This is a genomic window from Polaribacter sejongensis (assembly GCF_038024065.1).
Classification (GTDB): Bacteria; Bacteroidota; Bacteroidia; order Flavobacteriales; family Flavobacteriaceae; genus Polaribacter; species Polaribacter sejongensis.
In genome coordinates, this window is record NZ_CP150667.1 from 3,526,660 (window position 1) to 3,540,737 (window position 14,078).

Consider the following 14,078-nt stretch of genomic DNA (forward strand, 5'->3'; position numbering starts at 1 on the left):
TTTATATAATTATTTAAAAATTTTATCTAAAAGCAGAGTTGCTTGTGACTCTAAATTTATAATAGGTGATAATGATGATTCCATTTTAGCGAATTTTAATGCTGAAATAAGTTCAGAATGTTAAGTTTTACTATTTCTTTGAATTTGTATAACAAAAAAACCAGTGAAATATTTTTCACTGGTTTAAATTTAAGATTTGCTCTTTTATGTATAGAATACCTCTAAAGTGTTATTCAATAACTACTTTTTTATTCATTTCACCTTTATTAGTCTTCATTTTTACAATATAAATACCGGTTGGTATTTGTTTTTTGATTTCTAATTGATACGTACTTTTTTGTTCTTTAATTTTCCAAAGGCTTACTTTTTTACCTAGAATATCAAACAACTCTACTTTGTTAATCTCTATATCTTGATTTTTAGAAATTACAATATTATGATTTTCATTGTCTGCGTAAATACTTGTATATCCTGCTAAAATATCGTCTTCTACACTAAGTGCACTAGTTTCTTTAAAAGCAAGTACAAAACGACCTGTATATAGTCCTTTTTCTAAAGTTAAAGTAGTTCTACCTTGTTTAACATTATAAGAAGTGCCTGTAAGTTTATCTGTAATATAAATACCGTTATCAATATTTATAATTTCATCTACCATTAAAGTTACTTGTCCAGAATAATCCATGATTATTTCTAAAGGAACTTCTAACTCGTTAGATATTTCTTGAACTCCAGCAATTACATATTTTGTCTCATCCTCCGGAAATTTCCAATAGAAATCTGTTTTACCAACTTCATAAATTTCAGAATCATAACCTTTATCGTAATCGAACGAGTTTGTTTCTTGAAAAGAAATTGCTATTTGATTATGTAGTAATAAGTCTTCTGTGTTTTTAAACTCAAAACCTAATTTAATAATTGGTAATAAACCTGTTTTAGCTTTACTGCTTTTAGCACTTCCTTTAAAGAAAATAGATTCAGTACCTTCAGTTACATATGCTCTTTGACTATTATCGAATTTTATAACTCCACCAGTTCCATTTCCTTCAACAAAGAAACCCTGTGCTATTGCAATATATGGTTCTGGTTCTTTATAAGTACCTCCACCTAATCCAGAAGTACCATTACTGCTATTCTCTGCGATAGCGCTAGCAGCAGTTCCTGTTGATAAGTTTAGTGTTGCATATCCACCAATATACCCACCAAATATATGCCCATCTATTCCGTTTCCTTCACCAATGGCACTTTCGTGGTGCTCCCAGAAATATAATGTTTGTTTGATAGAACCATCATTGTCTTCCATAAACTTTCTTGCATTCATAGCAGAAGGGAAAGGGTTACCAATTAAATAATCTTCATTAGCACCTATTCCAACTACGGTATAAAATTCACCATCATTAGGTGTACCAACAAATGTATAGTTTTGTAATACTTCACCTGGTCCTTTAAAAATATAACCATCTCCACGATCTATTGGTTTATCTTCATTCTTATGTGTCCAATTAGATCTACCATTAGACTCTGGAGAGTAGGTATATATCCAGTAATCTGCAAGAGAAATAGGATCTGTAGTATCTCCGTCATACCCACTAATAAAATTAATATTTTTAGCTACTTGAGTACCAACTGTAGATGTAGCATCTAATGGAGTAGTACCATCTTTTAATACATCTTTTATTAGGTAAATGAAGCCTGATGAATTAACGGGCGAACTCATATACCCGTATCTATATAAGCTAGGTGTCTCTGAATTTTGATCTACTAATAGTTTTCCAGTACCAGATATTTGAGGTATTGTTGTATGCGTTTGTACTAATTGAGAAGTACCTACTAAACGAATATTACCGTCTAAAGTTATATTATTAGTAACAACTAATAATTGATCTGTTACTGCTAATTTTACTCCAGTATCTACTTTAAGTTTTCTAGCGCTTAATCTATTTGTAGTGTGCTCAAAATCTTGATCAATTACTACAGAACGAGATCTATCTGGAAAACCATTAGTCCATGTGTTACTGCTAGAATTAGAAGTAGTAATATCTATTCTATGTAAACCTAATAGTGTGTTTGCTTCTATACTAGAAGATGTTATTTCTGATATTAATGGATCTTGAGGATGTCTTACAATGTCAGCTATATCAGCTGCTTCAGTACCAACTGGTTGGTAAGGAGTTATTGCGTCATCAATAAATACTACCCATTCAGTTACATCATAATCTTTGTTAGTTGTTAACCTTTCATCAATTCTTACAACAGAAGTTTTATTACCAATATTAGAAGCAATATCATATCTATTATTCCATGAATAAGCTCCAATACCCGTTGAAAGTGTAATGATGTCATTAGAACTATTAAGTGTAGTTTGATCTGTTTCATCACGACTTAAGTCTGTTAGCAAGTCTACTGCTGCACTTGTTACAGTTGTTACTCCCGAATTAGTTTCATCAGGGACAATAGAATTTGTAGTGTTTTTAAATAAGACAGATTTACCTTTAAGTAATATGGTACCTACTGTAATTGAAGATACGGTTGGTTCTGTAAGAGGAGCAGCAATCATTTGTGCAATCGTTTTATCCTTGTACAATTGAATTTTAATGGTGTTTGCGGGAATATCTATTTCCCCAATATTGGTGATTTCTATCCATTTTTCATCACCGAATTGATATACTTGTGTAATCATAACATCTGCTGGGTCTGGGATATCTCTATAATCAAGATCTCCTGCACCAGGGTTAAAGTCATTGTCGGTATCACCAAAAGCATCTTCTAAAGAGGCTTCATCAATAATTTTGTCGTTAGATCCCACACCATCATTTACGGTAGCTCCATTAGTGTTGGTGGTGTTATCATCAAAAGTATTATTTAAACCATCTCCATCTGTATCTACTAATCCATTTAGATCCATTAAAAGATGATTAGTATCTCCATTTTCTTTAATATCTAAAACACCATCATTATCTGAATCTGAATCTAAATAATCTGGGTTATCTGTTCCGTCTGTGTTTTCTGGAATAAAACCAATACCGCCTACTTCATATTTGTCATCTACACCATTATTGTTAGTATCTATTATTCCTATAGTTCCGGTTACAACTTCACTTGGAGAAATATAACCAACAGAAGGTTGCCCCTCAATATTATCAGGAATACCATCATCATCTGCATCGATGTCTAAAAAGTTTGGTTTGCCATCAGTATCAGCATCTCCTTTTAAATAAGAAGTTGGTCTTCCGTCATTATTATCGTCAGCACTCGTTACAATTAAAGCATTGGCTGTATTTGTGCCAGCACTATCTGTACCTTTCACTAAAGAATTTGTAGGGTCTCCGTCTACTAAATCGTTAAAACCATCATTGTCTACATCTAATATTCCATCTGCTTTACCGTCTCTGTCGGTGTCTGTACCACCAGCTTCTATAACGTCTGCAATACCATCATTATCTGCGTCTAAATCTAAATGATTTAGAATACCATCTTTGTCCGTATCTCCATTAATATATGATTCTGGTTTTCCATTACCATCACTATCGTTACTAGTTATAATTAAAGTATTAGTAGTATTTGTACCAACTGTATCTGTACCAACAACTAGTGCATTTGTAGGATCACCATCAACTACATCATTAAATCCATCGTTGTCTGCATCTATAAAATTGTCTGCTCTACCATCACCATTTGCATCGGTTCCGCCAGCTTCTACTACATCAGCAATACCATCATTATCTGCATCTAAATCTAGATGATCTAAAATACCATCTGCGTCTGTATCACCGTTAGGATATGTATCAGGATTCCCGTCTCCGTTTGCATCAGTTCCTGTAAGTATTAAAGCGTCAGAAGTGTTTGCTCCATTTGTATCTGTACCAACAGTTAAAATATTTGTAGGATCACCATCAACAATATCATTGAAACCATCGTTATCTGCATCTACAAAATCATCAGCTCTACCATCACCATTTGCATCTGTACCACCAGCTTCTACAACATCAGCAATACCATCATTATCTGCGTCTAAATCTAAATGATTTGGTATACCATCTTTATCTGTATCACCATTTGGATAAGTGTCAGGATTTCCGTCACCATTAGCATCTGTACCTGTTACAATTAAAGCATCAGATGTGTTTGTTCCTGAAGTATCAGTACCCACTGCTAATACATTTGTAGGGTCACCATCTACTACATCATTAAATCCATCGTTGTCTGCATCTACAAAATTGTCTGCTCTACCGTCACCATTTTCATCTGTTCCGCCAGCTTCTACTACATCTGGAATTCCATCATTGTCTGCATCTAAATCTAAGTGATCTAAAATACCGTCTTTGTCTGTATCTCCGTAAGGATAAGAGTTTGGTTTTCCATCTTTAGTAGCATCTGTATCTGCCCCAGTAAGTATTAAAGCATTGCTAGTATTTGCGCCAGCAGTGTCTATACCAATTGCCAAAGCATTTGTAGGGTCACCATCAACTACATCATTAAATCCATCGTTGTCTGCATCTACAAAATTATCAGCTCTACCGTCACCATTTTCATCGGTTCCGCCAACTTCTACTACATCTGCAATACCATCGTTATCTGCGTCTAAATCTAAATGATCTAAAATTCCATCTTTATCAGTATCTCCGTTAGGATATGTATCAGGATTTCCATCACCATCTGAATCTGCACTTGTACTAATTAATGCATTTGCAGTATTTGTACCTACTGTATCTGTACCAACAGCTAACGCATTTGTAGGGTCACCATCTACTACATCATTAAATCCATCGTTGTCTGCATCTACAAAATTATCTGCTCTACCATCACCATTTGCATCTGTACCACCAGCTTCTACTACATCTGGAATACCATCATTATCTGCATCTAAATCTAAGTGATTTGGAATATCATCATTATCTGTATCACCGTTAGGGTAAGAATCAGGGTTTCCATCACCATTAGCATCTGTACCTGTTACAATTAAAGCATCAGAAGTATTTGTGCCTGCAGTATCAGTACCCACTGCTAATATATTTGTAGGATCACCATCTACTATATCATTAAATCCATCTTTATCAGTATCTACAAAATTGTCTGCTCTACCGTCACCATTTTCATCGGTTCCGCCGGCTTCTACTACATCTGCAATACCATCGTTATCTGCATCTAAATCTAAATGGTCTAAAATACCGTCTTTGTCTGTATCTCCGTTAGGGTAAGAGTTTGGTTTTCCATCTTTAGTAGCATCTGTATCTGCCCCAGTAAGTATTAAAGCATTGCTGGTGTTTGCGCCAGCAGTGTCTATACCAATTGCCAAAGCATTTGTAGGATCACCGTCAATGACATCGTTAAAACCATCGTTATCTGCATCTATAAAATTGTCTGCTCTACCGTCACCGTTTACATCCGTTCCGCCAGCTTCTACAACATCAGCAATACCATCGTTGTCTGCATCTAAATCATAAATATCTAAAATACCGTCATTATCAGTATCTCCATTAATATATGATTCTGGTTTTCCATCACCATCACTATCGTTACTAGTTATAATTAATACATTATCTGTATTAGCACCACTTGTATCTGTACCAACAGCTAACGCATTTGTAGGATCACCATCAATAATATCATTAAAACCATCGTTGTCAGCATCTACAAAATTGTCTGCTCTACCATCGCCATTCGCATCAGTTCCACCAGCTTCTACTACATCTGCGATACCGTCATTGTCTGCATCTAAATCTAAATGATCTAAAATACCATCGTTATCATTATCACCGTTAGGGTATGTGTCTGGGTTTCCATCGCCATCTGTATCTGCACTCGTTACAATTAAAACATTACTAGTATTTGCACCAGCAGTATCTGTACCAAATGTTAACGCATTTGTAGGATCACCGTCTACCACATCATTAAAACCATCATTATCAGCATCGATAAAATTATCTGCTCTACCGTCTCCGTTTACATCTGTACCACCAGCTTCTACTACATCTGCAATACCATCATTATCTGCGTCTAAATCTAAATGATTAGGAATACCATCATTGTCTGTATCTCCAGTAGAGTAGGTGTCTGGGTTTCCATCTCCATTTGCATCTTCTCCTGAAAGTATTAAGGTATCTGTTGTATTTGCACCTGCAGTATCTGTACCGCTTGCTAACACATTTGTAGGGTCTCCGTCTACGGCATCATTAAATCCATCTTTATCAGCATCTACAAAATCATCAGCTCTACCGTCACCATTTTCATCAGTTCCGCCAGCTTCTACTGCATCTGCAATACCATCATTGTCTGCATCTAAATCTAAATAGTTTGGAATACCATCATTATCTGTATCTCCCGTAGGATAAGAATCTGGATTTCCATCACCGTCTGTATCTAGGCTTGTAAGAATTAAAGCATTTACCGTGTTTGCACCAGCAGTATCTGTACCATTTGGCAAGGCGTTAGTAGGATCACCATCAAGAACGTCGTTAAATCCATCTTTATCAGTATCTATAAAATCATCGGCTCTACCATCACCATTTGCATCTGTACCACCTGCTTCAATAACATCTGGAATACCATCGTTATCTGCATCTAAATCTAAATTATCTCTTATTCCGTCACCATCAGTATCGCCTGTTGGGATTGAATCTGGTTTACCATCTCCATTAGCGTCTAAACCTGTTGCAATTAATACGTTACTTGTATTTGCACCAACAGTATCTATACCAAACGCTAACGCATTTGTAGGGTCTCCATCTACAATGTCGTTAAATCCATCATTATCTGCATCTACAAAGTTATCTGCTTTACCATCACCATTTTCATCTGTACCACCAGCTTCTACAACATCTGGAATACCATCATTATCTGCGTCTAAATCGTAAATATCTAGAACACCATCTTTATCTGTATCTCCATTAGGGTACGTGTCTGGTTTTCCATCATTATTACCATCAGTTCCAGTAACAATTAAAGCATTACCTGTATTTGCACCTACAGTATCGACTCCTACTGCTAAAATATTTGTAGGATCACCGTCTACAATATCATTAAAACCATCTTTATCTACATCAATAAAATTATCTGCTCTACCATCACCATTTACATCAGTTCCACCAGCTTCTACAATATCTGCAATACCATCATTGTCTGCATCTAAATCTGCATGATTAGGAATACCATCATTGTCTGTGTCTTTATTTGGATAAGAATCTGGAACACCATCATTATTAGCATCATCTCCAGTAGTTATTAAAGCGTTTAATATATTGTCTGAAGTACCATCATTATTTGTATCTCCATCTACAAGGTCGTTAAAACCATCTTTATCGTTATCTATAAAACCATCTGCTTTACCATCACCATTTGCATCTGTACCGCCAGCTTCTACAATATCTGGAATACCATCATTATCTGCATCTAAATCTAAGAAGTCTTTTATACCATCGCCATCTGTATCTGGGTTTGTAATGATGTTTGTGCTTGCACCACTATCTGCATCGTAACGATCATCTAAACCATCGCCATCTAAATCATTTATAAGCGTGCCATTTGCATTAACATCGTCTACTCGTCCATTTCCATCAGTATCTACTCCACCAGCTTCTACTAAATCTGGAATACCATCGTTGTCTGAATCTAAGTCTAAAGAGTTAATAATACCGTCGTTATCAGAATCTAAAGTATTTGGGCATTCTAATGTAGCTAAAACAATATTGTCTACCCCAACGTCATTACCATCTGCTCCATCTGGTTGGTGGTTAATAATTACAATATCTAAAGAGGTTGTTGCAGCTGTAAAATTTAATACAACTCTTTTCCATACATCATCATTAGCAACATTTAGAGATGCAGATGATAACTGTTCTACTATTACGCCAGAAGGGTTTTCTATTTCTAGTTCAAAGATTGGTGCATCATCACATCCGTCACATATACCTGCTAAATCTACTCTAAACCTATAATCTTGTCCTACAATTAAGTTGCTTAATGTTTGACGATAAAACTCTATATCTAATTGGTTTTTTAAATTTATAACTAAATACCTACCATTTGTACTTCCGTTATCAGGGCCAGTATATTGGTCTACATTTGCATCTTTATCTCCAGTTAAGTTTGTTCTATTAAAGGAGGCTAAATCACTTGTAAGAGATGAGGCTACTGCATAAAAACCATCTTGTATATCTCCTGTAGGTTGGTATGTATGGTTTAGTATATATGCATTCGTTTCTCTTGCTGTACCAGTTCCAAAATCTTCAGTAAGTATTTCTACAACTTCTGTTTTTTCTTCAATAGCACAACTACTGTTTTCTATACTGTCTGGAATACCATCGTTATCATCATCTAAATCATTTGCGTCTGATATACCATCATTATCACTGTCTTTAAAATCTCTATAATCTACCTCTCCGCCAGAGCCTAAATCTCCATCTTCATCACCTAAGTTAGCAGCGCTTGGAGGATTGATACCGTTGTTTACAGTAAAACCAGTTGTTGGTATGTCTGTGAAATCATCAAAGTTATCATCTAAACCATCACTATCTGCATCTGTTCCTGCTAATATGTTGTCTGTATCGCCATTTTCGTTAATATCTGGGATACCATCATTGTCTGAATCTGAATCTTGGTAATCTGGTATTGCATCATTAGAAACATCTGTGTTTACAGGAATTATACCAATACCACCAACTTCATAATTATCATCTACACCATTTTTATTGATATCTGTTATTGAACTACCAATTCCGCTAGGCGCTATGTAAGGGCTCGTTGGTTGTGCTTCTATATTATCTGGTATACCATCGTTATCTGCATCTATATCTAAGAAATCTGGTAAATCGTCTGAGTCTGTAGTTGTTGGTGTTAAACCAGCACCAGCAGAAGTAGGTATACCATTAGAAGCAGTATTGCTTACATTATCATCATCGTCATCTGCTTTACCGTCTTGGTTTGCATCTGTACCACCAGCTTCTATAACATCTGTTATACCATCATTATCTGAATCTAAGTCTAAATGATTTGGAATTCCGTCTGCATCTGCATCACAAATTAATCGATGTTCAAAAGAGATATCATCAAATCTTGTAAAACCAGTTCCGTTTTGGTTGTTGTATATATAAATTCTAAAATAATAAGTTGTGCCAGCAACTAGATAATCAGTAGTTGGTATTTCATATTGCAAATAACCATCGATTATCATTTCTCCTATATGAAAATCTTGATCTTTAACAGTTGGACTTTCAAAACTTGGATTTGTATCCATTTCTACAGCCATGTCAAAATTACCAAATGTATCATCATTAGCGGTAGCTGCTCCAGTAGACCAACCCAATTTTATTTCTGAAGCTATAAGATCTACTGCAGGTGTATATGATACTTGTACATATTTATTTGCAGCTTTGGCAGCAGTAAAAGTAGCTTCTGTTGCGTTACTAATTATGTAGGTAAATTTATTGTTTACAAAACCAGTTTGTTCTAATTCGTTAAAAGAAATATTTGGTGCAGAAGTAAAGTTTGGACTACTAATTAAGGCTTGGTCTTCATAAGTAGCGTAATCTGAATCTCCAACAAAAGTATTAACAGTTCCTGCATTTGGTGTTTCGGGCGAATTGTGGTACCATTCTACTTTTGTAATTGCACAGGTACTTAACTCTACTGAGTCTAAAATACCATCATTATCATCATCTAAGTCATTTATGTCTAAAACGCCGTCTAAATCGCTATCTAAACAAGCAAAATTATTTGTGCTATCTGTTACAGAAGCAGATGTACCTGCATAACCATCGCTTCCTATAACTTTACCTGTAGCAGTAAAACCACCAGTTCCGTCTACTAAACCATCGTTATTAGCATCTGTAAAACCTGCTTCTTTTGCATCTGTACATAAATCTCCATCTGAGTCTGTGTTTAAATAATCTGGTGTACCAGATGTTGTTTCTGGTGGTACTAATGCAGTGCCAGAACAGTCTGGAGGTATATTGTAATCTATTTCTATTCCATAGATTTCTACATTGTTGTAATAGGTTGAAATCTGAATATATTGTGTAGCTGTATTGGTTGTTGCTGTAACAGTTGTTATTGTAGAACCGCTGATATTATAGCTATCTATTATACTTCCTATTGTATTACCACTAGCATCTGTTTGATGTATTTGTCCTCCTTGAGTTCCGCCAGTAGCATGTGCCATGTAAACTCTTATAGTAGAACCAGCGTCAACCAATGCACCCATGTCTAGTACTAATTTAGAAGTACCTGCAAAAAGTGAAGTTGCTGCAGCTGTATCTGTAGTACCTGTAGATCCTGTTGCGTTATTTGGAGTTGTAAAAGACCCTGCAGAAGTGCTTGTTGCTACAGCGTTTAGTACGGCCGCTCCACTATTTGTAGACACACAACTACCATCATAAATATCTGCTAAACCATCATTGTCAGAGTCACTTGTATTATCTACAATACCATCTACATTATCATCTGTTCCACCAGCTTCTAAAATATCGTAAATACCATCATTGTCAGAATCTAAATCTAAATAATTAGGAATCCCATCCGTATCTGTACTTGTTGGAGTTTGTCCTGTACCTGCACTACTAGGTATACCGCTGGTTGTTGGTGTAATACCTGCACCACCATCTGCCATACTATCTCCATCAGTATCTGTACCACCAGCTTCAATAACATCTGATATACCATCACCATCAGAATCTAAATCTAAATAGTTAGGTATTCCGTCATTATCTGTGTCTGTGGCTAGGCAGTATTTTAATTCAAATAACTGCATTGTTACATTAGAAGCAGTATTAATTAAATTATTTTTACCGGCAACGAAAATAATTTCTGTCACTGGACCTGTTAAAGAAACAATAACACTGTTATTAGGTGCATTAGATCCGGCATTAGTACTAGTAACAGATTGACCTGAAATTGTATAACTATTACTTGGTAATGTGTTGTTAGTGATTGTTAAAGGAACATTTGTTCCATTTAAATTCGCTGTAAAGTCTACTCTGTCGTCATTGTCTAATCCTCCCCATTTAAACTCTAAGTTGTGAACAGGTTTTGTAAATGTTAATTTGTAAACAGCTACATCTATGTTTGCTGCATCTGCTGGATAGTAAGAACCTAAAGGGAATTTAGTATTAATTGGTTGTACGTTGATGTAGTTTCCGTCTATACCGTTTGTTGGACCTGCACTAGCAACTCCACTGGCCCAAGTTGCTGAGTTTGTTGTTTCAAAACTAAAGGAAGCTTCTACCCCTTCAAATGTGTAAAGATTAGATGTAGTACCGGAAGAATTTCCTCCATTTGTACCTGTAGTTGTATTTGTAAATGTAGTGCCTAAATCTATATAATCTGTAGATGGACAGTTAAGGTTTATTTCTACAGAATCTAAAATACCATCGTTATCACTATCTAAGTCAAGAGCATCTGGTACACCATCATTATCACTATCATTACAAGTGTTAACGGCTGCATCTAAATAATATGCATTTGGTGTAGTAGTATAAGTAAGACCATCTATTCTACCAGTAGTCATATTTACTATTGGTACACCTGTACCATAATATCCATTATTATCTGTGTCTGCATCTGGGTTAGACCCAAGAACAAAATATGCTTCATCAGCATCAGAACAACCATCATTATCACTATCTGAATCTAAATGATTTGGTATACTATCTCCATCTGTATCTGGGCAAGTTGGTTGTGATAAAGTTACGTTATCTATTAAAACTCCTGATTGACCAGAACCTAAACTTGTAGATTGAATGATAATTTTAATATCTCCCGTTGATGTTGGTAATAAATTTGCGGTATAACTAGCCCAAACAATAGAAGCAATTCTAGATCCAGCTGTATTGGGGCTATCTGATGTAGCAATATTATTGGGTTGTAAAGTTGTAATAAAAATTGGACCATCACCATAATCTACAGAAATTGTTGCTTCAAAAAGACCAGCAACAGAACTATAATCTAAAGAAAAAGCAACAGGGATTCCTTCTGTAAACCCAGAAAATGTTTTTTGAATACCGGTTGCCGAAGGTGTTCCGTACAAATCGATACTTTGGTCTCCATCAGAAGCATTAAAAGCATCAAAAGCAATATCAAAAGTATTTGTATCTGTGGTTACCCACCCTTCAACACTAGTTTGATTTATTAAAAAATCTATTTCAGTATCTCCATCACCATCTATTTTACTTACTAAGTCTGGCGTTTCTGCTTGTAAATCCGGAATTTCAAAAGAGTCGTTATAAGTTAATACACTTGTACATTCTTCTGTATCTAAAATACCATCATTGTCATCATCTTCATCGGTAGCATCTGGTACTCCGTCGTTGTCAGTATCAAGGACAACGTTAACTATAGCTGTTGCAGAATCACAATTTGCTGGTGAGGCGCCTGCTTCACATATTTCGTAAACCACGCTATACGTGCCTGCAGGAACAGTCGTTGTAACTGTAATTTCACCTGTAGAAGTATTTAAAACAATACCAGCATTCGTAGAACTTGTTTGAGATAATGTAACTTGACCTGCACTAGTACCAATAGTAGTGCTTGTACTGTTTAATTTATCATTTGCAACAACATTTGCAATAGCTGTACCTCCATAACCTTTATTTACAGATCCAGAATCATTATTCGCAGAAATTGGGTTTCCCGAAATTGCAGTTCCTACTTCTGTATCATCAATTAAAACGGGTTGTATAGATTGTACTCTAAAAGCTGGTCCTTCGTGACCCGATTTAGAACCTATTGTAAAAGTGATGTCTGTAATTCCATTAGTATCAACTCTTATGGCTAATTGTTCGTCGGTGATTAATGGTGATACATTATTTGAGTCTGAAGAGATAACTGTTACAGCATTTGTTCCAGAAGTTATATCAGATAAAAATGTATTATTGCTAAAATATAAATTTTCAAAATCATTTTTATATAAGGTTACAAATTCTTTTTTCTCTGTACCAGTTAAATTAGGGTCAAAGTCAATATCTAGCATTTCGAAAATTGGTGATATTTCTATTGGTGTTCCTGTACCATTACCAGAATATGTTCCTGCTTCAAAAAATTCTAATTTTATAGTAGCTGAGTATTCTGCAGAAGTACCTCCAAAAACATTACTCGGTGCTACAGCAAAACCAACTTTACTTCCTGTACCGGTTGGCATAACAAAGTATGGAAAATGCCCATTGCCATCTGTTACATTACCTGTGGTATAAGTTGTTGTAGCAACAACAGGAGCAGTATCTATTGTTCCTGAATAAGGAACGACAGATATTATTGTTGCAATAATATCATACATTGTTCCTCCTTGAGTTCCTGTATTTCTATAGGCAACTACATCTCCTGTTGTCATTAAAGGAGTGTTATCTTCTCCAGATGTTTTTAAATCTGAAACTTCATTTGTTGGGTTCGCATCATTATTATCTGCAAGTATTGAAGAAAAAACACCGCCAGGATAATAATCTACTTTATCTCCAGAAGTAAATGTACTTGGGTTTGTTTGTGCTTGTAATGATAGATTAAACAATAAAAGAGTACATATAATTAATTTGATATGTATTTTTTTATTGAAAATAAATGTTTTAAATGAGAAGGGAAATAGTGCTGTTAAAACTAGCATTGTAGTTTTAACAAAGTATTTGGAATAATATTTCATGGAGTATTTTTTTAACATAGGTTTAACTTTTTAAAACTGATTACACGTTTTCTTTAGAACAAAATATTTGTTGTAGAAAACAATTAATTGTAATTAAAATGAAAAAAGAGGGGTATTTTAAGACGATAGGTCTTGTGAAGTCTTGATGTTATAAAGACAACTGTTTGCAATGAGTATAAAACCTTACTAAGTTTAAAAAAAGTTTTCTTTTTTTTGGGGGTAATCATGGGGATTGATTTTTTCTTAGATTATATAGTGTAGCTTTTTTTATAAAGATAGTTTTTTTTTTGTGATAGATTTAACTTTTTTTTAAGATTTTATTTTTTTTGCTATTTTAAGTGTCTTTTTACTAGTTACTTAAGTTTTTGGTAATAGTAGAGGTGCAAAAAGAAGTGTTTTTAAAGAAGGTGATAATCACTAAAAAAAAAGCTAAACTTATTTAAGTTTAGCTTTTTTTTTA

General features: G+C 34.9%; 1 protein-coding gene. It reads right to left on the bottom strand.

Features of this window, described 5'->3' with window-relative positions; translation table 11 throughout:
• Window positions 1-229: 229 nt before the first annotated feature.
• Window positions 230-13,618 (bottom strand): T9SS type A sorting domain-containing protein, encoded by a 13,389-nt coding sequence (locus tag WHD08_RS14590; RefSeq protein WP_208890320.1) that lies wholly within the window; start codon window positions 13,616-13,618, stop codon window positions 230-232.
• Window positions 13,619-14,078: the final 460 nt, after the last annotated feature.

Excerpts from the sequence above, each read along its gene's own strand:
- WHD08_RS14590 (WP_208890320.1), bottom strand. The coding sequence starts at position 13,618 with ATGAAATATTATTCCAAATACTTTGTTAAAACTACAATGCTAGTTTTA.